General features: G+C 43.9%; 24 protein-coding genes. 20 read left to right on the top strand and 4 right to left on the bottom strand.

What is annotated here, in order from left to right; genetic code table 11:
* Positions 1 to 124 precede the first annotated feature (124 nt).
* Both AC3AQ9_RS09470 and AC3AQ9_RS09465 read right to left on the bottom strand, forming a co-directional pair.
* On the bottom strand, positions 125 to 1,408 hold the full coding sequence (locus AC3AQ9_RS09470) for a hemolysin family protein (protein ID WP_488307219.1): 1,284 nt from the start codon (positions 1,406 to 1,408) through the stop codon (positions 125 to 127).
* A 111-nt stretch (positions 1,409 to 1,519) separates the two neighbouring features.
* Complete coding sequence (locus AC3AQ9_RS09465) at positions 1,520 to 2,146, bottom strand: YfbR-like 5'-deoxynucleotidase (RefSeq protein ID WP_488307218.1); 627 nt, start codon at positions 2,144 to 2,146, stop codon at positions 1,520 to 1,522.
* A gap of 95 nt (positions 2,147 to 2,241) precedes the next feature.
* Here AC3AQ9_RS09465 and AC3AQ9_RS09460 point away from each other — a divergent pair, with 95 nt between their 5' ends.
* Together AC3AQ9_RS09460 and AC3AQ9_RS09455 are read left to right on the top strand one after the other, a co-directional pair.
* The gene (locus AC3AQ9_RS09460) at positions 2,242 to 2,721 is read left to right on the top strand and encodes a metal-dependent hydrolase (RefSeq protein WP_488307217.1); all 480 of its coding nucleotides are present in this window, start codon (positions 2,242 to 2,244) and stop codon (positions 2,719 to 2,721) included.
* A gap of 71 nt (positions 2,722 to 2,792) precedes the next feature.
* A complete protein-coding gene (locus AC3AQ9_RS09455; RefSeq protein WP_488307216.1) occupies positions 2,793 to 2,981 on the top strand; it encodes a hypothetical protein in 189 nt (62 codons plus the stop codon).
* Positions 2,982 to 3,048: 67 nt separating this feature from the next.
* On the opposite strand, the gene AC3AQ9_RS09450 is transcribed toward AC3AQ9_RS09455, so the two are convergent.
* Both AC3AQ9_RS09450 and AC3AQ9_RS09445 read right to left on the bottom strand, forming a co-directional pair.
* Positions 3,049 to 4,248, bottom strand: a complete 1,200-nt coding sequence (locus AC3AQ9_RS09450) for an MFS transporter (RefSeq protein ID WP_488307215.1) — start codon at positions 4,246 to 4,248, stop codon at positions 3,049 to 3,051.
* A 120-nt stretch (positions 4,249 to 4,368) separates the two neighbouring features.
* Positions 4,369 to 4,800 (bottom strand): hypothetical protein, encoded by a 432-nt coding sequence (locus tag AC3AQ9_RS09445; RefSeq protein ID WP_488307214.1) that lies wholly within the window; start codon positions 4,798 to 4,800, stop codon positions 4,369 to 4,371.
* Between the two features lie 228 nt (positions 4,801 to 5,028).
* On the opposite strand from AC3AQ9_RS09445, the gene AC3AQ9_RS09440 reads away from it, so the two are divergent.
* The 18 genes from AC3AQ9_RS09440 (at position 5,029) to AC3AQ9_RS09355 (ending at position 20,769) form a co-directional block, all read left to right on the top strand.
* A complete protein-coding gene (locus tag AC3AQ9_RS09440) occupies positions 5,029 to 5,721 on the top strand; it encodes an aspartate/glutamate racemase family protein (protein ID WP_488307213.1) in 693 nt (230 codons plus the stop codon).
* A 69-nt stretch (positions 5,722 to 5,790) separates the two neighbouring features.
* Positions 5,791 to 6,468 carry an SOS response-associated peptidase gene (locus AC3AQ9_RS09435; protein WP_488307212.1) on the top strand — a complete coding sequence of 226 codons (678 nt, stop codon included), beginning with the start codon at positions 5,791 to 5,793 and terminating at the stop codon, positions 6,466 to 6,468.
* Between the two features lie 161 nt (positions 6,469 to 6,629).
* Positions 6,630 to 7,478 (top strand): patatin-like phospholipase family protein, encoded by an 849-nt coding sequence (locus tag AC3AQ9_RS09430; protein ID WP_488307211.1) that lies wholly within the window; start codon positions 6,630 to 6,632, stop codon positions 7,476 to 7,478.
* Between the two features lie 24 nt (positions 7,479 to 7,502).
* On the top strand, positions 7,503 to 8,354 hold the full coding sequence (locus AC3AQ9_RS09425) for a pirin family protein (RefSeq protein WP_488307210.1): 852 nt from the start codon (positions 7,503 to 7,505) through the stop codon (positions 8,352 to 8,354).
* Between the two features lie 122 nt (positions 8,355 to 8,476).
* On the top strand, positions 8,477 to 8,923 hold the full coding sequence (locus AC3AQ9_RS09420; RefSeq protein ID WP_488307209.1) for a GNAT family N-acetyltransferase: 447 nt from the start codon (positions 8,477 to 8,479) through the stop codon (positions 8,921 to 8,923).
* A gap of 106 nt (positions 8,924 to 9,029) precedes the next feature.
* Positions 9,030 to 9,479, top strand: coding sequence for an Lrp/AsnC family transcriptional regulator (locus tag AC3AQ9_RS09415; protein WP_488307208.1), 450 nt, complete (start codon positions 9,030 to 9,032; stop codon positions 9,477 to 9,479).
* A gap of 355 nt (positions 9,480 to 9,834) precedes the next feature.
* The gene (locus AC3AQ9_RS09410) at positions 9,835 to 10,776 is read left to right on the top strand and encodes an ABC transporter permease (RefSeq protein ID WP_488307207.1); all 942 of its coding nucleotides are present in this window, start codon (positions 9,835 to 9,837) and stop codon (positions 10,774 to 10,776) included.
* Between the two features lie 14 nt (positions 10,777 to 10,790).
* Positions 10,791 to 11,678: an ABC transporter permease gene (locus tag AC3AQ9_RS09405; protein ID WP_488307206.1), complete on the top strand. Its 888-nt coding sequence runs from the start codon at positions 10,791 to 10,793 to the stop codon at positions 11,676 to 11,678.
* A gap of 18 nt (positions 11,679 to 11,696) precedes the next feature.
* Positions 11,697 to 13,253, top strand: coding sequence for an ABC transporter substrate-binding protein (locus AC3AQ9_RS09400; protein ID WP_488307205.1), 1,557 nt, complete (start codon positions 11,697 to 11,699; stop codon positions 13,251 to 13,253).
* Between the two features lie 7 nt (positions 13,254 to 13,260).
* Positions 13,261 to 14,274 carry an ABC transporter ATP-binding protein gene (locus tag AC3AQ9_RS09395; protein ID WP_488307204.1) on the top strand — a complete coding sequence of 338 codons (1,014 nt, stop codon included), beginning with the start codon at positions 13,261 to 13,263 and terminating at the stop codon, positions 14,272 to 14,274.
* Positions 14,240 to 15,259: an ABC transporter ATP-binding protein gene (locus tag AC3AQ9_RS09390; RefSeq protein WP_488307203.1), complete on the top strand. Its 1,020-nt coding sequence runs from the start codon at positions 14,240 to 14,242 to the stop codon at positions 15,257 to 15,259. The genes AC3AQ9_RS09395 and AC3AQ9_RS09390 overlap by 35 nt, the downstream gene beginning before the upstream one ends.
* 42 nt (positions 15,260 to 15,301) lie before the next feature.
* Positions 15,302 to 16,906, top strand: a complete 1,605-nt coding sequence (locus AC3AQ9_RS09385) for a gamma-glutamyltransferase family protein (RefSeq protein ID WP_488307202.1) — start codon at positions 15,302 to 15,304, stop codon at positions 16,904 to 16,906.
* Positions 16,900 to 17,499, top strand: a complete 600-nt coding sequence (locus AC3AQ9_RS09380; protein ID WP_488307201.1) for a chromate transporter — start codon at positions 16,900 to 16,902, stop codon at positions 17,497 to 17,499. Before AC3AQ9_RS09385 ends, AC3AQ9_RS09380 begins: the two co-directional genes overlap by 7 nt.
* Positions 17,496 to 18,029 (top strand): chromate transporter, encoded by a 534-nt coding sequence (locus AC3AQ9_RS09375; protein ID WP_488307200.1) that lies wholly within the window; start codon positions 17,496 to 17,498, stop codon positions 18,027 to 18,029. The genes AC3AQ9_RS09380 and AC3AQ9_RS09375 overlap by 4 nt, the downstream gene beginning before the upstream one ends.
* Positions 18,030 to 18,168: 139 nt before the next feature.
* Positions 18,169 to 18,651, top strand: a complete 483-nt coding sequence (locus AC3AQ9_RS09370; protein WP_488307199.1) for an RrF2 family transcriptional regulator — start codon at positions 18,169 to 18,171, stop codon at positions 18,649 to 18,651.
* A 26-nt stretch (positions 18,652 to 18,677) separates the two neighbouring features.
* Positions 18,678 to 18,902 (top strand): DUF896 domain-containing protein, encoded by a 225-nt coding sequence (locus AC3AQ9_RS09365; protein ID WP_488307198.1) that lies wholly within the window; start codon positions 18,678 to 18,680, stop codon positions 18,900 to 18,902.
* A 148-nt stretch (positions 18,903 to 19,050) separates the two neighbouring features.
* Positions 19,051 to 19,929, top strand: coding sequence for an Hsp33 family molecular chaperone HslO (gene hslO / locus AC3AQ9_RS09360; RefSeq protein WP_488307197.1), 879 nt, complete (start codon positions 19,051 to 19,053; stop codon positions 19,927 to 19,929).
* A gap of 234 nt (positions 19,930 to 20,163) precedes the next feature.
* Entirely contained in the window at positions 20,164 to 20,769 is a 606-nt protein-coding gene (locus tag AC3AQ9_RS09355; RefSeq protein ID WP_488307575.1) for an alpha/beta hydrolase, read from the top strand.
* The last annotated feature ends 29 nt before the right edge of the window (positions 20,770 to 20,798 follow it).

The following is a 20,798-nucleotide window of genomic DNA, read 5'->3' as shown; positions in this document are numbered from 1 at the left end:
CTTTTTATAAGAACGTTTGTTCCCATTCTATATAAGATATGACTAAAGGTCAATCCCGATCCGGAAAATTGGGTTTTATAGACAAAAAGAAGGGCATTCCAATTTAGGAATGCCCTTCTTTTTCTTAATTATTGACGATTTCAACCGCGACTTTTAAGATATGATGATTTTCCATATCAATAATTGACCAGCGGTGCCCTTTCTTTTCAACGACATCTCCAGTTTCAGCCTCAATCAGCTGATGCTGAATCCAGCCGGCTATTGTGTCAATGTCATCGCTGTCTTCAAATTCCATGTTGAAGCGCTCTTCCAAGTCTTTTAAAAGAACACGTCCATTTATGAGATAGCGGTCTTCGCTTTCTTTAATAATTTCAGCTTCTTCTTCATCGTCAAATTCATCGCGTATTTCCCCAACGATTTCTTCTAAAATGTCTTCCATCGTAATAATGCCGGATGTCCCGCCGTATTCATCAATGACAAGTGCGATATGTGTACGGTCTTTCTGCATTTTCATGAGTGCCGTTTGAAGTGGCGTGGTTTCATGGAAATACGGAAGTTCATGGATAAAGTCTGTCATATTGACCTCGCCATTTACCGCATAATGCGTCAGAATTTCCTTTGCATTAATAAAACCGATCAAATCGTCTTTATCTCCGTTATTCGCAATCGGATAGCGTGTATACCGGTGCTCGCGGAGTTCCGCCAGCAATTCCTCGCTGCTTAAATCTTGCGGAAATGCAATGATTTGTGTGCGGGGAACCATGACATCCTTTGCGCTTCGCTCATCGAATGCAAAAATGTTTTGCATATAGGCAAGCTCGGTTTGATTGATTTCACCGCTTTGAAAACTCTGGGCCATGATGATTTTCAGTTCTTCTTCAGAATGGGCTTGGTCCTCTCTGACCTGTTGCACGCCGAAAATTCGCAGAAACACACGAGCAGAACCGTTTAAAAGGAAGATGAAAGGTGCCATGACTTTGCCGAACCAATAAAGCGGTGGAGCCAAAGACAAGGTCATGCGCTCGGCAAATTGCAGCGCCAATGATTTTGGTGCCATTTCCCCGACTACAACATGCAGGAAGGTCACAAGTGAGAACGCCAGGACAAACGAAATGACTAAGGAAACAGAAGCAGGAACGCCGAGAATTTCAAATACAGGATGCAATAGGCGTTCAATTGTCGGTTCCCCGAGCCATCCGAGCCCGAGTGCTGTCACTGTAATGCCAAGCTGGCAAGCCGATAAATAATAGTCCAAATCGCTGACGACTTTTTTTACGAGCACTGCTTTTTTGTTTCCTTCTTCAATCAGCTGTTCAATGCGCGAAATGCGGACTTTGACAACGGCAAACTCTGCACCGACGAAAAAGGCGGTTAACGCGATTAGTAAAACGAGTAAAGCTAAATTCATTAAAAGTATGGGGTCCAATAAATTCCCTTAAATAAGGGATTCACCTCCGGGTTATTTTATATAGTAATAAATTTACCATAAAATTGAGTTAAAACATATAGTGAACGCTTATTAACCCCTCAGGACTTGGTGTGTGATTTCTTTTATATCGATAATGGTCTCCTCGTTCATGACATCGTCGAGCATCACTTCCCTAAAATAAGTGACGCTGGCTTTTAACGGGATGGCCAGCAATTTTTTTAACGCAATGCGGTACATTGCCACAAATTCTTTATCAGCATTGCCGCGTTTCAGTTCGGCAAAGGATTCGTAAAACTGATCCAGCTTATCAGCCATTTCAAGAAGCCGGCCTTCAATTGTCGCATCTTTTCCTTCTTTCATACGATCGAAAAAGACCTCCTGAAATTCCTCAGGGATCTCCCGTAAAATGAATTTTTCCATCATGCCTTCCTCTACTTGCGCAATCATCTCTTTCAACTCAGGTGATGAATGCTTGACCGGGGTTTTGATGTCTCCGATAAAGACTTCCGCAAAGTCATGGTTGATGGTTTTTTCATATAAAGATTTCCAATCGATCGTCTCTCCAGCGCGCTCTTCAATTGTTGCAAAGAATAAAGCGTACTGGCTGACTTTCCAAGAATGCGCTGCTACGTTATGTTCTTCAAACTTAAATCTTCCAGGAGCCCGGATAATACGCTCCAAATCGTTCAATGAAGTAAAAAACTTATGAATTCCCATTCCCTCGACTCCTTCTACATAATTTCTCTAACAACACCATACCCTATTTTGCGTATAATAAAAGATGGAACAATAAAAAAAGGAGAACAATTCGCATGACAGGGAAAACACACATCACAGGCGGTATCGCAGCAAGTCTTGCTTTTGCCCAAATCACCAATTATGATCCCGCTATATTGCTAGGTGCCGGAGTGGTCGGAGCTATTCTTCCTGACATTTGCCACGGCGGCAGCAAAATGGGAAGAACACTTCCAATATTATCGAAAATCATCAATACTTTATTCGGGCACCGGACATTCACCCACAGTCTGCTGTTTTTAGTATTGATCGGCATGCTGCTAAATGCTATTTCCGTACACGAAGCGGTAACTGCTGGAATCTTGGTGGGAATGGCAAGCCATTACATACTGGACATGGCGACAAAAAATGGTATCAAACTGCTGTTTCCGATTAAAATCACAGTTCGTTTTCCTATAACCGCCACGACAGGAGGCACTGTTGAATATGCAGTATTTGCAGCATTGTCTTTGCTGTCGGTGTATTTCGGATACGAAGCTTTCTCTTTCCATTTTTGATTGCCGAAATGATGTTTTATAAAAGGCAATAAGGGAATACGTTCCTTAAAAGAGAAAGGGAGGCAGGTTTAATGGGGAAGGACGACTTTTCAACTGGAAGACAGCCGGAAGGGACAGAAAACCGGCGGCAGCGGGAAGAATTTGAAACCATTGAGCAGGAATCCGGTGAGGATGGTATGGAAATGGAAAAAAGAGGTGCTCATAGCAACCTCGGAATCGGTGATGAACAAAATCCGATCGAAGAGCGTGAAGAGAAATAAAGAGAAACTTCAATCAGTAGGGGTTAGCCCGCTGACCGTTAAAACGGAAAAAAGGAAAAGCAACTGCTTAGGTGCTTTTCCTTTTTTCTTTGCTTCTGTATAAAGTGACAGCAAATAAGTAAAACAGCGGCAGTAAGGCAGCGAAGAGGACCAATGGGGTCCAGCCACCATTTGACCATAGTGGACTGAGTAATGAACTTCCGGCAGCAACGCCAATATAATAAGAAACCAGATAAAGACTTGAAGCACTTCCTTTATGATGGGTAGCTTGCTGGCTTACAGAAGCGGCAGTCAAAGAATGGGCTGTGAAAAAACCGAGGCAAGTAATACATAAACCGGCTACTATCACCCAGAGAAAAGGGCTTAAAGTTAGAAGGATTCCTAAGGAAAGAATGACAACGCCAGCTCTGCGGACTTTCCGCAATCCGAATTTTTCAGCAGCCCGGCCAGCCATCGGAGAACCGATCACACCGATTCCATAAGCAAAAAACAAATAAGAAATTGACTGCAGGGGCATTGAGAAGGGCGGAGCCTCCATATGAAACGGCAAATACGTCCAAATACCTGTAAAGGATATTTGGAGCACAGCGCCCAGTCCAAAGACCACCAGCAATGAAGGGTTTTTCAAATGGAACCAAAAACCTTCAAGGTCTTTTGCGAAAGACAAATCGCCTGGTTCAAAATGACGAGAACGGGGCAGCAGGAACAATACAGCCAGGAATAGGATGAGGCCAGTGAAGCCAAAAATCATAAAGGCGGTTTGCCAGGAAAACCGGTCTGCCAAAAAACCGGCGAGCACCCGCCCAATCATACCGCCAAGAGCATTGCTGGAAATATATAAAGCAGTCGCATAACCGATATTTTTAGAAGCAATTTCCTCGCTCAGGTAAGCAAGTGCTGCAGCTGGGACGCCGGCAAGTGCAAATCCCTGAACAAAACGGAGCAGTAAAAACCAAGTATACGATTCAACCAGTGGAAGCAGGAAAAAAGGAAGCGCTGAACCCAGCAGGGAAAAGATGATAAAAGCCCTTCTGCCGCTGCGGTCTGAAAAAAAGCCCAGGACAATCAAGCCAAGGATAAGCCCGATCGTGGCAAATGACATGGATAGGCTTGCAGCAGAGACCGACACTTGGAACTCGGTTACGAATAGCGGCAATAGCGGTTGCACCATATATAGATTGGCAAAAATAAAAAGAGAAGCCAGCAGCAGGCTAAACATGATTTTCCAAAACTCGCGATTTTCTGTTGTATACCTTTCTGCGTCCATAAAACCACTTCCGTTCGTTTGGCAATACGTTCATATTACCATTAAACAGAAAAATCTGGATATAAATAAAGCAATTATCTCCATAAAAAATCCCGCAATTGGAATCATTGCGGGAGCAACTTATATTTTTTTGAAGAAAGAGATGATTTGTTTTTTGGAAGGCTCTTGAAGCCGGTACCGAAGCTCTTTGTTCTGCGTGTTTACCAAATGGTAGGCAGGATTTTCAGCAACAGTAAACTTCCAATGCGGTTTAGTATTTTTCTTCTTGATTTGCAATTCAGGCGGCATCATCTTTTTTTGAAAACTTTCCAGTTTTGCCATTAAAAAGGTGTCCATATACCGTACGATCAAAAAGCCTTGCTGACGTTCCGGATCAAACTTCGCCAAATTGAACTCGCTGATATCGAACCCCTTTTCATAACGCTGAACCGATGGGGACAGCACAAAACAATCCTCGTTTGTAAAGACTGTAGAATTGCCTTGTTGTTTTAGCCCTAATTCTTCGACCAGAAAATCCTTGTTAACCAGACTCATTTCTCGCGCCGTAGCCATGTAATTCCTCCTAATGAAACATATTATACTTCTATTATAACACTCTTCCGAAAATAAAGGGGCTAAGACGGGCTATTGCTTTTATCCTGCTTTGCAAAAAACATATATTGGACTCAATAAGCTGGAAAAGAGGAAAAAGATACTTGCAGTCTTTAAAATGAACGAAACGGGAATGGGTTAAGAAGAGCCGGCATTGGGCAATGAAATAAAAGGAAGGCGGGGAAAAGCATGAAAACAATCGGCATGATTGGTGGCATGAGCTGGGAATCGTCAGCGGAATATTACCGGCTGATAAATGAAGAAATAAGATCTCGTTTAGGCGGCCTGCATTCAGCAAAGGCCATTCTTTTCAGTGTGAACTTTGAAGAGGTGGAACACTGGCAGGCAACGGGGGATTGGGAGAAAGCCGGGAATTTGTTGGGTCAAGCAGCAGCAGCACTTGAAAAAGCCGGAGCCGATTTTATTATCATCTGCACCAATACGATGCATAAGGTCATAAGTGACATTGAAAGGAATATTTCGATTCCGGTTCTGCACATTGGAGATGCCACAGTCTGCAAGATTCGCGATAAGCAAATCCGGAAAGTGGGTCTGCTCGGCACAGCATACACGATGGAAATGGATTTCTATAAGTCCCGCTTAATTTCAAGCGGGTTGGAAGTACTGATTCCGGAAGAAAAGGAGCGGAAAGAAATTAACCGCATTATTTTTGAGGAATTGTGCCTGGGTAAAGTGCTTCCATCTTCAAGGGACTTTTTTCAGGAAGCCATTCGGCAGCTGGAAGGGAAAGGAGCAGAGGGGATTGTGCTTGGCTGCACGGAAATCGGCTTGCTGATTCAGGAAAAGCATGCCGCTCTTCCTTTGTTTGATACGACCGCTATCCACGCACAAGCAGCCGTCGAGAGAGCTCTCAGCAAATAATCGGCATTGCGGGAACGGTTCTGCTATATTAAAGGTAATAATATGCCAACTTCGGAAAGGATGATCATTATGTGCGGAAGATACTCATTGTATGCAGATTACAGCGCCATCCTGGAACGCTTTGACATTGATGAAGTTAGCTTTGAAGAAGAAGAGTATTCGGAGAGCTACAATATCGCTCCTTCTCAGCAAGTGTTGGCAGTAGTTAATGACGGAGCCAAGAACCGCCTGGGATTTTTAAAATGGGGACTTATTCCTCCATGGGCAAAAGATGAAAAAATCGGCTATAAAATGATCAATGCACGCGCGGAAACAGCAGCTGAAAAACCGAGCTTCCGGAATGCCTTCAAGAAAAAGCGCTGTCTCGTCGTAGCCGACTCTTTTTATGAATGGAAACGGACCGATGATGGAAAAACACCGATGCGCATCAAATTGAAAACGGGTGAGCCTTTCGCTTTTGCGGCATTATGGGAATCCTGGAAGTCGCCAGATGGCAAGACAGTCAATACCTGTTCCATTTTAACAACGAAGGCAAATGAATTGATGGGATCCATCCATGAGCGCATGCCGGTGATTTTATCGAAAGAAGCAGAAAAAATCTGGCTCGACCCGAAAGTACAAGATGAAGAAGTGCTTGGTAATTTATTGAAACCATTTGATTCTGCGCAATTAGAAGCATACGAAGTTTCGGATGCTGTCAACTCTCCGAAAAACAACGGACCTGAATTGATCCGAAAAGTAGGCTGACAGGAAGCTGGCGGAAATGATTCGGCCAGCTTTTCTTGTCTATTTCATTAGCAAGGAGAATATAGCGTATGGACCTTATTGGCAAAGAATTAGAAAAGAAAAATATCGGCTTTTGAAGAACCCATACGGGCATTGGCGCATATGACAGAGGGGGATTCTGAATGAAAAGCGGTCTGATATTAGAAGGCGGAGGCATGCGTGGGGTATACACAGGTGGGGTCCTCGAAAAGTTTTTGGAAGAAGAAATTTTTGTGGATTACATTATTGGAGTATCGGCCGGAGCCTGCAATGCTTCTTCTTATGTGTCGCGGCAGACGGGGCGCAACCACAAAGTGACAATTGGCTCTGTGCATCATCCGGATTATATATCTGTAAAGAATTTATTATTGAAAAGAGAACTTTTCGGCATGAATTTGATTTTCGATGAAATTCCGAATCGGCTGGTGCCTTTCGATTATGACAGTTTTCATAACGCAATCGAGGAATTTGTTATAGGAACTGCGGATTGTCTGACCGGGGAAGCGGTCTATTTTGAAAAGCGCCAGCATGCGAAAGACGTCTTATCTCTTGTTCGGGCATCCAGTTCGCTGCCTTTTATGGCGAAACCGGTTGAATTTGAAGGCAGGTTTCTCATGGACGGCGGAGTGGCTGACCCTATTCCTATCCGCAAAGCTCTCGAAGATGGCGTGACAAAGCCTATAATTGTCCTGACTAAAGAAAAAGGATACCGGAAAAAGAAAAATTCCTTTGCCAGATTGATGCCGGCTTTTTACCGCCAATTTCCTGGCATCGTAAAAAGCATGGAAAATTGGTATTTAAGATATAACGAAACGATGGAGTTTATTGAAGAGCTGGAAGTGGAAGGGCAAGTGCTTGTCATACAGCCTTCCAGGTTAATTAAAATGAACGGAATGGAACGGGATACTGATAAGTTGACCGAATTGTACAATCTCGGCTATCGCGATGTAGAAACCAAAATGATGGAAATCCGAAAATTCCTTTCGTTTTAACAAAAATTAGGGAGTTGTAAAAGAATGGCTGGAGTAAAACGGATAGAAGCAGTATTGAGCGGTTCTGAACCGTTTAAAGTGATTGATATGGAAGTGAAAAATTATCTGCCGATCTTCTCAGATTACCAGCGCATGAGCCCGTTTTTTATGCTGGACCATGAACCGCCGAAAATGTTCCCTCCGATTTCAGGGTCAGGAAGAGTTGATGGGCTTCATCCACACCGTGGATTGGAGACAGTGACGGTTGTTTATGAAGGAGCCATCACGCATTATGATACGAAAGGCAATGGGGGCACAATCCATAAAGATGAAGCTCAATGGATGACAGCAGGTGCGGGAATTCAGCACACTGAATTTCCAGAGCTTCCTGAAGGCGGCTTATCGGAAATGATTCAGCTGTGGGTGCTGCTTCCGCAAGAACACAAGATGACAGCGCCACAGTATCAATCATTGACCCGGGAAATCATAAAGTCTGTTCCTGTCCAGCAAGGCGAAGTCCGCGTCATCGCGGGCAATTATTCAGGATTAACCGGCCCGGCAAAGTCCTTTACGCCTATTCATCTGTTGGATGTCCGGCTGCAGATGGACGGCCAAGCTGAATTGACATTTCCAGCGCATTTTAATACAGGGGTTTTCGTAGTGAAAGGCGAGGTGGAAGTGAATGGCGAAACCGCCGTTGCTTCTGGTAACTTTATTCTCTTTGAAAATTCAGGGGAAGATTTCATGCTGACTTCCCTCGCTGATCATACGGTTTTGCTTGTCCTGAGTGGCCAGCCGCTGCAAGAACCGATTGCACACCGGGGACCTTTTGTGATGAACACCGAAGAGGAATTGGATCGGGCATATCAGGATTATTGGAGCGGGAAATTCAAATGACATTAAAGGCTTCCACCATAGCCATGCCAAAAGCGATAAGGTCGAGAATCGTTCTTTAATTTATTTACAGAAGAAATATTTTACTCATTTGATGAAAGCTAAAACAGCGAGGAGTGCTTTTTATGATTGTACAGTTAGACCAGCGCTTGGAGAAAGCGGCACAATCCATCCGGAAAATCCAACAGCCGGCATATAAAGTCGAAGCGGTGCTGATGGGATTTGAAGGGATTCCGCAACTTCATGAAACGGTTGAAGAAATTCAAAACAGCCAGGAGGTTTTTCTGGGTTATCTGGAAGAAGAGTTGAAAGGCTTTATTTCTTTTAAAGAAGAAGGCTGTACAGTCGATATACATAGATTAGTAGTCGCACCTTCCTATTTTCGCCAAGGCATTGGCAGGCAATTGCTGACATACTTATTGGAGCAATATAGGGGCTATGATTTTATCGTCAGTACAGGTTCTGCCAATGAACCGGCGAAAAAATTGTATGAATCACATGGTTTTATCGAACAGGGCCGCTTTGAAGTTGCGCCTGGAATTTTCTGCAGCAGATTTCTAAAGAGGAAGTAGAAAGTACTAATTTCTTTCGAAAGGGAATCGGAAATAATTTATATATTCCAAAACGTAAGTAAATGTCGTATAATCTTATTCAAACTTATAGTACCGAGGTGGCTTTATGAAAATAGATGAAATCGATAAGAAGATTTTAGAGTTGTTGACGGTGAATGGCCGCAGTTCTTATGTAGACATCGGAAAAGAGCTTAACCTTTCGCGTGTGGCGGTCCGGGAACGGGTCCATCAGTTGTCAGAGGCCGGAATCATTGAAAAGTTTACTGTGGTGATCAACAGTGAAAAAGTTGGAAAACAAGTGTCCGGATTTTTCGAAGTCGATTGTGAACCTTCTTCCCTTGTTGAAGTGGCCCAAGCTTTAGCAGACAATCCTAACGTAGCAAGCTGCTATCAAATGACGGGTCCGTCCACTCTTCATATGCACGTTTTAGTAGATGACTTTCAAGGATTAGAAAAATTTATCAACGAGGAATTGTATGCGCTTGATGGCATCACCCGTGTAGAAAGCCATATTCTATTGCGGCGCTTCAAGAGCAGAAATGGATTAAAACTCTAAAGAGAAACTTCAATCAGAGGGAGGGCTTTTTCAGCCTTCACTGACCGTTTAAGCGGGAAAAAAGCTGACAGCAAATCAATATTGCTGTCGGCTTTTTCTTTTTGCTTAAATCTGCCATGAGAAACTGCTTGCAGGAATAAACAAAAAGAATCAGAAAGAAGAAGAAGATGAACAAAAAGAAAGAGTACTAAGCTTATTTTAGTGTTTATGTTAATTGAAACTAAGTAAATAGTACTTTTTTGAAAATTCTTATAGATTTTTATTTTCACTTAAATTATAATCAGATTAATTAAAAATCTACATTTGTTAATGTAATGTTGAGAAATGCTTAACAAATGTATTCGGAGGTGTAGAGTTGATTGCGTTAATTATTCGTCGGGCGCTGCAATTATTGTTTTTGCTTTTAGGGATCTCTTTTCTTGTTTTTTCTTCTATGTATATTGCTCCTGGAGATCCGGCTGCAATTATCGGAGGACCGACAGCAACAGAATCGGATATTGCGGCCATTGAAGCGAACCTAGGACTCGACAGACCGTTTCTTGTTCAATACGCAAACTATCTGGGAAATGCCATTCAAGGTGATTTTGGCTATTCTTATCAAACAGCTCAGCCGGTGGCAGATGCCATTGCTGTCCGTTTTCCAAATACCTTAAAGCTGGCAATTGCCAGCATGATTGTTGCAGTCATCATTGGAATCATCACAGGTCTTGTCTCCGCATTGAAACAAAACTCTTTATTGGATGTATCCGCTACCACATTTGCACTTGCAGGGATTTCCATTCCAAACTTCTGGCTGGGGGCGCTGCTGATTCTGGTTTTCGCCGTTAACCTTCAATGGCTTCCGGTTGGCGGGATGTCTCATCCATTTTATACAGTGGACGGCATCAAGGAACTGATTTTGCCGGCCATCACTTTGGGAACCGCTTCTGCTGCGATGATTGCCCGCATGACCCGGTCTTCAATGCTTGAAGTTATCCGGGCAGATTATGTTCGGACGGCACGCGCCAAAGGAGTAAAGGAGAGAAATGTGATCTGGATCCATACCTTGAAAAATGCGATGATTCCCATCATTACGGTTATTGGATTGAACTTCGGATTCCTTCTTGGCGGAACCATCATTACCGAAAAAGTATTTGCGATAAATGGAGTAGGGCGCTTGATGATCGATGCCATTGCAGCTAGAGACTTTCCAATGGTTCAAGGTTCCGTGCTGCTCGTTGCATCATTGTTTGTTCTTGTCAACTTGATCGTGGATATTATCTATACCTATATTGATCCACGAATCAAATACGACTGAGGGGAGGGAATGCTATGACAATGGTTGAAACGGTAGAAGTAAAAGAGAAAAAAAGAGAGCGGTATATTGTCACGACGATGCGGAGGCTGTTCAAGAACAAATTGGCTATCGCTGGTTTAATCATCGTTTTGCTTCAAATATTGATGGCTATTTTTGCGCCAATGATTACGACGCATGATCCTATCCGGCAAAACCTGGCAAGCAGTGAACTGCCCGTACTCAGCCCGGGACATTGGCTTGGGACAGATAATTATGGCCGTGATGTTTGGAGCCGGATTGTCTATGGTGCCCGAATTTCGCTTGTAGTGGGAACAATCGCCGTTTCTCTTGGACTCATAGGCGGCGTTCTACTTGGGATGCTTGCTGGCTACTACCGAAAGTTAGATGCAATCATTATGCGATTCGTCGATTTATTGTTTTCATTCCCAGGAATTTTGTTGGCCATGCTGATCATTGCGATTTTGGGGACAAGCTTAGTGAATGTTGCGATTGCGATCAGTATATGGTCCATTCCAACCTGTGCACGCATTGTCAGAGGTTCCGTACTATCTATTAAAGAGAAAGAATATATTATGGCGATGCGTTCGATGGGGGCTTCGGATTTGCGGATCATGTTCCGGCATATTTTGCCAAATGCCACAGCCCCAATCATCGTTTTTGCCACCATGCGGATGGCTACAGCAATCCTTTCCACCGCATCACTCAGTTATTTAGGATTGGGAGCACAGCCGCCGACGCCTGAATGGGGAGCAATGATTTCCCAAGGTCAAGCTTTTATGTGGACTTCCCCGCATTTAACGATTGTTCCCGGCATTGCCATTATGTTGACGGTCTTTGCTTTTAATGTATTAGGTGACGGTTTGCGGGATGCACTGGATCCAAATATGGATATACAACAATAACACTCAGGAGGAATATAAATGAAGAAACAGTGGCTGTTTTTATTAGCTTTAATTGGTGTATTAATTTTAAGTGCTTGCTCAGGCAGCACAATTCCTGAAGGAGAAGAAACTGGAGGAGCTACCAACGAACCCTCCAGCGATACAGCACAAGAACTAACTTATGCATCGACTACAGATGCAGTCGGACTTTCTCCAATCTTAACAAATGACTCGGTATCTTCCAGCGTCATCGGGCAAGTATATGAAACATTGTTTGAACGAGATCCTAAAACATTAGAACTTGTGCCGAAGCTTGCTGAGTCCTTTGAAAACCCGGACGAGTTGACGTGGACCATCAAACTGAAAAAAGACATCACTTTCCAAGACGGCACCCCATTTAATGCAGAAGCGGTTAAATACACTTTCGATAAACTGCGCGATCCGGCAACTGCAGCACCACGTGCTTCCCTGCTGGAGCCAGTCGAAGAAATTACAGTAGTGGATGACAGCACAGTGGAAATTAAAACAAAATATCCTTACGGTCCGATGATTGCTGCATTATCGCACTCCAATGCATCGATCGTTTCGCCGACTGCAGACCAAAAACAAGACTTGATGAAGAACCCGGTTGGAACAGGTCCATTTAAATTTGGCAGCTGGGCTACAGGTGATCAAATTGTACTGGAAAAGAATCCGGATTATTGGGGCGGGGCACCTGCTTTAGGTAAAGTGACTTTTAAAGTAGTGCCGGAAACTTCAACAGCTATCTCAATGCTGCAGACGGGTGAAGTAACTTTCCTGGACGCTTTGCCGTCTGAGCAATTATCGCGAATTGAAGCGATTGAAAATGTAGAAGTGACCAAACAAGAAGGCACACCGGTTTATTGGCTGTCTGTTAACCACGCCCAGGAACGAGGAAAAAACCCTGAATTCCGTAAAGCAATAGCAGCAGCAATCGATCGTGATGCAGTCGTAGAAAAGCTGAATGGTTTAGGCGTCAGAAGCGACAGCGTTATTGGGCCAAAAGTATTTGGTTACTCTGAGGATGCGGATAAAGGAGGCACTGCTTATGATCCGGAAGCTGCTAAGAAATTGGTTGAGGAAAACGGGTTTGGCAACGAGCCGATCAAGTTATTGGCTGCTAACCGCGGAACATTTGTATTAATGGCTGAAATTGTTCAATCGCAATTGACAGAAGCTGGCTTTAATGTAGAAATTGAAACGATGGAATGGGCAACTTTCCTTGATGCAGCGCGTGCTGGAAATTATGATTTAACCTTCTTAAGCTGGTCGAACGTTACAGGCGATGGTTCTGAAATGCTTTATCCGAACTTCCATTCCGATAACGTCGGAGTTTCGAATATGTCGCAATACAGCAACCCGGAATTTGACAAGCTGGTTGAAGCTTCGCGTACAACAGTTGATCAAGCAGAGCGTGAAAAATATTTAAAAGAAGCCAACCAAATGCTCCTTGAAGAAGATGCAGGAGTTGTCATGTACCACGGTGTGGTCACGTCGGCAACTGATAAATCAGTTAAAGGGCTGCAATTGGATCCAAACGGCCAGTGGAGCTTGTATAACGTAACGAGAGAGTAGGGAGAATATGGCACAGACATTACTTGAAGTGAAAAACTTAGTCACCTCGTTTCGTACATCTGAGGGCACAGTGCAAGCGGTGAAAGGAATCTCTTTTTACGTTGAAAAAGGAAAGACGCTATGTATTGTAGGAGAGTCGGGGTGCGGGAAAAGTATTACGTCATTGTCTGTGATGGGTTTGTTGCCTTCGAATGGCTCCATTGAAAGCGGAGAGATTTTGTTGAACGATCAGCCTCTCCAAAATCTCTCACAGGAACAGTTGCGAAAACTTCGGGGTAATCAAATGTCGATGATTTTCCAAGAACCAATGACGGCACTCAATCCAGTATTGACCATTGGATACCAATTACGAGAGCCTTTGATGCTTCATCATAAATTATCGAAATCCGAAGCGTCAAAACAAAGTGTGGAATTGCTTAACCAAGTCGGGATTCCCAACCCAGGCAAGCGGTTGAACCAATATCCGCATGAATTGAGTGGAGGTATGCGGCAACGGGTCATGATTGCAATGGCCCTAGCATGCCACCCGAGTCTGTTGATTGCCGATGAACCGACAACTGCATTGGATGTAACTATCCAAGCGCAAATCCTGGATTTGATCAATGACTTGAAAGAAAAGCTGGATATGGGTATTTTATTGATCACGCATGATATGGGTGTTGTAGCAGAGGTGGCAGACCGGGTAATGGTGATGTACGCCGGACAAAAGATAGAAGAAGGGCCGGTGGAACAGATTTTCAATAATCCAAGCCACCCTTATACAATGGGGTTATTGAATTCAGTGCCAAACGTGGACGATCCGGAATTTGAACTTGAGCCGATTCCTGGAAATATGCCTGGACTAAATGAAAAAATCCCGGGATGCCGTTTCCATCCGCGCTGCAAATTTGCGATGGATAAGTGCAAAGTAATGGTGCCTCCTGAATTCCAGGTATCCGAAGGCCATACGGCAACTTGCTGGCTGAACGAAAAGGAGGCGGAAAAAGATGAAAACAGTGGAAGAGTCACCATTAAAGCCTGAAATCCTTCTGGAATTAAATGAAGTTAAAAAATACTTCCCTATTAAAGGCGGCATCTTAAAGAGAGTACAAGGGAACGTCAAAGCGGTAGAATCGGTATCGTTAAAGTTGTACAAAGGTGAAAGCCTTGGAGTTGTGGGAGAGTCCGGGTGTGGAAAATCCACGCTCGGCCGCACAATTCTTGGACTTGAAGAACTGACAGAAGGTAAAATAAAGTTTAATGAGCAGGAAATTCAAGATTTAAAGCGAAAAGAGAAAAAGAAGTTCGTAAAAGAAATGCAAATGATTTTTCAGGATCCTTATGCTTCTTTAAATCCGAGGCAGCGCATTGGCCATGCATTAGATGAAGTATTTAAAATGCATACGAATATGCCAGCAAAGGAAAGAAAAGAAGCAGTACTGGATTTACTGAAAGAAGTTGGATTGAAAGCCGAGCATTATGACCGCTATCCGCATGAATTCAGTGGCGGCCAGCGCCAGCGCATCGGTATTGCGAGAGCTATTGCACTCAACCCTTCGTTCATCATTTGCGATGAAGCTGTCTCTGCTTTGGACGTTTCAGTTCAAGCGCAAGTCTTGAAATTGTTGAAAACTTTGCAGGAGAAATATCATTTATCTTATTTGTTCATTTCACATGATTTAGGCGTGGTCCGTTATTTCTGTGATCGTGTTCTGGTTATGTACTTGGGCCATACAATGGAAATGAGCGATGTTTCAAGAATCTTTAATAATCCGCTTCATCCGTATACAAGAGCATTGTTATCAGCTATTCCAAGACCGACTATGAATGCAAAAAGAGAACGAATCCGCCTGGTTGGTGATATGCCGAACCCGTCGAATCCGCCAAGCGGCTGTGTATTCCATACACGTTGCCCCATGGCGCAGGAAGTATGCAAAATTGATAAACCAGCATTTATCGAGCATGAAAAAGATCATTTTGCGGCATGCCATTTTGCAGGCGAATCATTGAGCCGGGTGCTGGAGTAACTCCCAGCAGCTGGCTCTTATTTTGAAACTGGAGGTATTTCAATGGACTATTTACAGCACCCGTTTGATGCGAAACGGCATACAGCATTTTCAAAAAAGGGTATGGTGGCGACTTCTCAGCCTTTAGCAGCACAAGCGGGGATTGAAGTCATGCAAAATGGAGGCAATGCGATTGATGCCGCCATAGCGACAGCCGCAGCATTGACGGTTGTGGAACCGACTTCTAACGGCATTGGCGGAGATGCTTTCGCGCTTGTCTGGGTACAAGACAAATTGCATGGATTGAATAGTTCCGGCCCTGCCCCGAAAAGCATTTCAGTGGGGGCAGTTAAAGCATTGGGGCATGATCAGATGCCGGTGCATGGTGTTGTCCCGGTTACTGTACCTGGAGTTCCCGCTGCATGGGCCGAGCTGTCCCAAAGATTCGGGAAGCTGCCGCTTTCAGAAGCTTTAAAACCGGCAATCCGATATGCGGATGAAGGTTATCCGCTCACGCCAATTTTAGGCAAGTACTGGAAGCACGCGTATGATAAATTCAAAACCTCCTTCACTGCAGAAGAGTATCAAGCATGGTTCGATACTTTTGCGCCGAATGGCAAAGCGCCTGAAATCGGTGAAATGTGGTCATCACCTGGACACGCCTCGACATTAAGGGAAATAGCTGAAACGGGAGCGCGGACATTCTACGAAGGCGCGCTTGCTGACAAAATTGATGCTTTTATGAAACAGCATAACGGATTTTTGGCGAAGGAAGATCTTGCTTCTTTCAAGCCGGAATGGGTCGAACCGGTTTCAACTAATTACCGAGGCTATGATGTATGGGAAATTCCTCCGAATGGCCAAGGAATGGTAGCTCTTATGGCTTTAAATATTTTTAAAAATTTGAGTGAGCCAAAATGGCAATCGGCGGAAACCTATCATGAACAAATTGAAGCGATGAAGCTTGCTTTTACAGATGGCAAGGCATTTATTACCGAACCGGAAGCCATGCCGGTAAGTGTGGAACACCTTCTCTCTGATGATTATGCGAAGCAGCGGGCTGCAGTTATTGAAGATACCGCTTCAGAGCCGGCTCCATACGAATTGCCAAAAGGGGGAACGGTTTATTTAGCGGCAGCTGATGAAGAAGGAAATATGATTTCCTATATCCAAAGCAATTATATGGGGTTTGGATCAGGGATTGTTATTCCGGGTACTGGAATCGCACTTCAGAATCGTGGAGCGGATTTTTCTTTGGAAGAACAGCATCCCAATGTATTAAAAGGCGGAAAACGCACTTACCATACCATTATTCCCGGCTTCATGACAAAAGACGGCAAAGCAGTCGGGCCGTTCGGAGTCATGGGAGGCTATATGCAGCCGCAAGGGCATTTTCAAGTTGTTTCCAATACAGTGGATTATTTATTGAATCCGCAAGCGGCGCTTGATATGCCAAGGTGGCAGTGGTTAGAAGGCAAAACCATATTAGTGGAACCGAACTTCCCGAATTATTTGGCGCAAGCATTGGCTCGCAAAGGACATGCTATTCAAGTTGCTACTGACGGTGGTGCTTTTGGCCGTGGCCAAATCATTTGGCGCAATCCAGAAACGGGTGTTTTGTCGGGCGGCACAGAATCTCGTACAGATGGATCGGTCGCAGCATGGTGACGGATAGAAAAGTGCGGGAAAAGACGACCAAAACTTCCAGCCTAAAGTTGAATGCCGATATATTTGCCGCCTTTTTCCGTGTCGGCATTTTAGGTTTTGGGGGAGGTCCATCAGCGATTCCGCTCTTTCATACCGAAGCTGTGAAAAAATACAAGTGGATGACAGAAGATGAGTTCGGAGACACATTGGCACTTGGCAATACAATGCCTGGACCCATAGCCACCAAAATGGCTGGCTATATCGGATATCGGGTAAATGGAGTTATCGGCAGTATTGTCGCATTAGTGGCAGTAGCGGTTCCCACCGTTTTATTAATGATTCTTTTGCTTGGAGCCTTGCAGCAATTCAAAGGAGTGGAATGGGTTAATAGCATGTCAGCGGCAGTTGTGCCGGTGGTCGGTGTAATGCTTGGTGTCATGACTTGGGATTTTCTGAAAAAATCGGGACAGTCCCTTGGCTGGGGACGTGGAATTCTCTTTACGGCAATAGCAGCAGTATTATTGGAAGTATTGCATCTTCATCCAGTGATTTTAATCGTCGGAATCCTTTTAATTTCCTTACTGTCATTTAAGAAAGGGGGAGGGACAACGTGATTTACTGGCACATTTTTCTGGCGTTTTTTATTCCCGGCATATTAGGTTATGGTGGAGGGCCAGCTTCGATCCCGCTTGTTGAAAAAGAAGTGGTTGACCGGTATGGCTGGATGACCACTCAGGAATTCGGGGAAGTGCTTGCGCTAGGAAATGCTCTTCCTGGACCGATTGCGACGAAAATGGCCGGTTATATTGGGTATGTGGAAGGCGGGATTCTCGGTTCCGTCATAGCATTATTTGCTTCAGTAGCCCCTTCTCTTGTCTTGATGATTCTTTTGATGGTGACTTTATTGAAATACAAAGATTCGCCTAAAGTGAAAAACATTACGAAGCTGATCCGTCCCGTGATTGCGGTGCTGCTCGGGGCAATGACTCTTCAGTTCTTCGTGACTTCCATTGATACTTCGGGCAGTGTGCAGACGGTGATTTTGATTGCCGTCAGCTATTGGCTGCTTGAAATAAGGAAAATGCATCCGGCATTCGTTATTTTGCTGGCACTTGCCTATGGCGGAATATCAGCATTTTTATAACGTAACAAAACCATCCGTCGATTTATCGCGGATGGTTTTGTTATGGAGCTAAAATTCTTTACTTTCTTTCTTCCACCACTTATTATATGACAATGCGGATAAATATTATCCACGTTAGGAATGGATTGAGGTGAACTCCATGCACATGAAAACAGGTGTCGAACAATCAGTTTATGCCATATTGTTGCTGAATATGCTGCCCGATAAAGCAGTATTGCCGGGTGAAGCAATCAGCCAGCAATTAAATGCTTCCCCGACTTATTTCCAGAAGCTATTAAGAAAATTAGTGAATGCGGATTTGGTTGCATCCGTGCCTGGAGTAAAAGGTGGCTTTAAATTAAAGAAGAAATCGGAAGAAATTTGTGTCTATGATATATATCTGGCAATTGAAGGCAGGCAGTCGCTTTATTCCCCGAGCGGGATTCTAGGAGACATGCTGGAGCTGGAACAAGAAGAAGACTGCTGTTTGCTGGCCGATTTGATGGATGAAGCAGAAAACGCCTGGAAATCGGTCATGAAACGGGAAACGATAGCCACTTTAGCTGACAAAATGAGCGAACAGCGATTCAGGCTAAAAACAGAAACTCTTCAAAAATGGATACAGGAAAAGATGGTTGCTTAAAAAGAGAAATGAAAGGGTGGGGGATAATGATTGCTAGCATCACACGCATCAATGAATTGGCAAAGAAAGCTCGGGAAGCTGGATTGACGCCAGCCGAAAAAGTAGAGCAGCAAGTACTGAGGGAAGACTATTTGCGGGAAATCCGGGGGCAGATCGAGAATACAGTGACGAACCTGAAAGTGCTCGATCCTTTAGGAAATGACGTTACACCGGACAAAGTGAAAAATGAAAAAGAAACGCGGAACCGGTAAAGAGAAACTTCAATCAGCAGAGGCTTTTCCTGCTGATTGTTAGTTGAACAAATCGGGCTTTTACGGACAGTGGATTTCCCGTTTGAAAAGCTTGACCATACTGAACGTTAAAGTTGTATAAATTATAATAGAAAGAACGTGAAAATAGATGAAAGATTATTTAGTAAAAGCTTTGGCTTACGATGGACAAGTGCGTGCTTATGCGACACGGACAACTGAAACGGTAGGAGAAGCACAGCGCCGCCATTACACATGGCCGACAGCTTCAGCCGCTCTTGGCCGTTCGATGACAGCAAGCGTTATGTTGGGCGCCATGATGAAAGGCGAAGAGAAATTGACCATCAAAATCAACGGCGGCGGTCCGCTGGGGACCATTTTAGTGGATGCCAATGCAAAAGGCGAAGTAAGAGGGTATGTTTCCAACCCTCAAACACATTTTGATTTAAACCCTCAAGGCAAATTGGATGTCAGAAGAGCAGTCGGTACCGATGGAACTCTTTCGGTCTCAAAAGATATTGGATTGATGCAGCCGTTTGTCGGACAGGTTCCAATTGTATCGGGTGAACTTGGTGAAGATTTCACTCACTATATTGTAACTTCTGAACAAGTACCGTCGTCTGTCGGAGTAGGGGTAATTGTCAATCCGGATAATACCATTCAGGCATCTGGCGGATTTATCATTCAAGTATTGCCGGGTACAGGCGAAGAAGTCATTGCTCAAATTGAACAGCGGCTATCAGAAATTCCCACCATTTCGAATATGGTTCGACAAGGCTTGACACCTGAGGAGATTCTTGACAAGGTACTGGGCAGCGGCCAGGTTAAAGTGCTGGACACGATGCCGGTTCAATTCCAATGCCAATGTTCAAGAGATCGAATCCATAATGCGATTATTAGCCTTGGAACAGAAGAAATCAAAGACATGATCGTAACAGATGGACAAGCTGAAGCGCAATGCCATTTCTGTAATGAAAATTATCTTTTTACAAAAGAAAATCTAGAAGACATGCTCGAGGCAGCTAAATAAAATACATTAAACCATTCGCGAATGATTTCAGCGGATGGTTTTTAAATTGCATGGCCATTTTTATTATAGAAAGGAAACCACAGGAAAGCTTGGTGCCAACATTATCTACTATGGGGTCATCGTTGGAATTCAGTAATTTTTATGTTACCATTATCTTGAATTCGAGATAAGTTTCGCTTGTCTTTAAAGAGGGAAACAAACCAAATAGGCAGACCTATCCTTAGGAGGTAATTTATAATGAAACACATTTTCCAGCAAGGTTCAAATCCATCTAAACCTACTTTTCTTGTATTGCATGGTACAGGAGGCAATGAAAACGATTTGTTGCCGATTGCTTCACATATCGACCCAGAAGCCTCTGTATTGAGTGTCCGGGGAAACGTTTCTGAAAATGGCATGCCCCGTTTTTTCAAACGCTTATCAGAAGGCGTTTTTGATATGGAAGATTTGAAAGCCCGTACACAGGAACTTAATGAGTTTGTCGATAAAGCAGCTAAAGAACATCGTTTTGACCGCAGCAATGTGATTGCTATCGGTTATTCAAACGGAGCAAACATAGCAGCTAATTTATTGTTTACTTATCGAGATGCTTTAAAAGGAGCCATTTTGCATCATCCGATGGTGCCGAACCGAGAAGCGACATTGCCCGATTTAGCTGGCGTCAACGTATTTATCGCTGCAGGAACTAACGATCCGATTTGTCCGGCAGAAGAGTCCACTGACTTAGAGCAGTTATTGAAAAATGCTGGTGCGAATGTGAATTTGCATTGGGAAAGTTATGGCCATCAATTGACGATGCCTGAAGTGGAAGCGGCAAAAGCCTGGTACGACCAGTTATAAGAGACAATTTCCCTGCGATGGCAAGGGGG

It is taken from the genome of Planococcus sp. VCh962 (assembly GCF_057748275.1).
Note: the sequence above shows the minus strand (reverse complement) of the source record. Positions and strands in the feature narration are given on the sequence as shown.

Excerpts from the sequence above, each read along its gene's own strand:
- AC3AQ9_RS09470 (WP_488307219.1), bottom strand. The coding sequence starts at position 1,408 with ATGAATTTAGCTTTACTCGTTTTACTAATCGCGTTAACCGCCTTTTTC.
- AC3AQ9_RS09465 (WP_488307218.1), bottom strand. The coding sequence starts at position 2,146 with ATGGGAATTCATAAGTTTTTTACTTCATTGAACGATTTGGAGCGTATT.
- AC3AQ9_RS09460 (WP_488307217.1), top strand. The coding sequence starts at position 2,242 with ATGACAGGGAAAACACACATCACAGGCGGTATCGCAGCAAGTCTTGCT.
- AC3AQ9_RS09455 (WP_488307216.1), top strand. The coding sequence starts at position 2,793 with ATGGGGAAGGACGACTTTTCAACTGGAAGACAGCCGGAAGGGACAGAA.
- AC3AQ9_RS09450 (WP_488307215.1), bottom strand. The coding sequence starts at position 4,248 with ATGGACGCAGAAAGGTATACAACAGAAAATCGCGAGTTTTGGAAAATC.
- AC3AQ9_RS09445 (WP_488307214.1), bottom strand. The coding sequence starts at position 4,800 with ATGGCTACGGCGCGAGAAATGAGTCTGGTTAACAAGGATTTTCTGGTC.
- AC3AQ9_RS09440 (WP_488307213.1), top strand. The coding sequence starts at position 5,029 with ATGAAAACAATCGGCATGATTGGTGGCATGAGCTGGGAATCGTCAGCG.
- AC3AQ9_RS09435 (WP_488307212.1), top strand. The coding sequence starts at position 5,791 with ATGTGCGGAAGATACTCATTGTATGCAGATTACAGCGCCATCCTGGAA.
- AC3AQ9_RS09430 (WP_488307211.1), top strand. The coding sequence starts at position 6,630 with ATGAAAAGCGGTCTGATATTAGAAGGCGGAGGCATGCGTGGGGTATAC.
- AC3AQ9_RS09425 (WP_488307210.1), top strand. The coding sequence starts at position 7,503 with ATGGCTGGAGTAAAACGGATAGAAGCAGTATTGAGCGGTTCTGAACCG.
- AC3AQ9_RS09420 (WP_488307209.1), top strand. The coding sequence starts at position 8,477 with ATGATTGTACAGTTAGACCAGCGCTTGGAGAAAGCGGCACAATCCATC.
- AC3AQ9_RS09415 (WP_488307208.1), top strand. The coding sequence starts at position 9,030 with ATGAAAATAGATGAAATCGATAAGAAGATTTTAGAGTTGTTGACGGTG.
- AC3AQ9_RS09405 (WP_488307206.1), top strand. The coding sequence starts at position 10,791 with ATGACAATGGTTGAAACGGTAGAAGTAAAAGAGAAAAAAAGAGAGCGG.
- AC3AQ9_RS09400 (WP_488307205.1), top strand. The coding sequence starts at position 11,697 with ATGAAGAAACAGTGGCTGTTTTTATTAGCTTTAATTGGTGTATTAATT.
- AC3AQ9_RS09395 (WP_488307204.1), top strand. The coding sequence starts at position 13,261 with ATGGCACAGACATTACTTGAAGTGAAAAACTTAGTCACCTCGTTTCGT.
- AC3AQ9_RS09390 (WP_488307203.1), top strand. The coding sequence starts at position 14,240 with ATGAAAACAGTGGAAGAGTCACCATTAAAGCCTGAAATCCTTCTGGAA.
- AC3AQ9_RS09385 (WP_488307202.1), top strand. The coding sequence starts at position 15,302 with ATGGACTATTTACAGCACCCGTTTGATGCGAAACGGCATACAGCATTT.
- AC3AQ9_RS09380 (WP_488307201.1), top strand. The coding sequence starts at position 16,900 with ATGGTGACGGATAGAAAAGTGCGGGAAAAGACGACCAAAACTTCCAGC.
- AC3AQ9_RS09370 (WP_488307199.1), top strand. The coding sequence starts at position 18,169 with ATGCACATGAAAACAGGTGTCGAACAATCAGTTTATGCCATATTGTTG.
- AC3AQ9_RS09365 (WP_488307198.1), top strand. The coding sequence starts at position 18,678 with ATGATTGCTAGCATCACACGCATCAATGAATTGGCAAAGAAAGCTCGG.
- hslO (WP_488307197.1), top strand. The coding sequence starts at position 19,051 with ATGAAAGATTATTTAGTAAAAGCTTTGGCTTACGATGGACAAGTGCGT.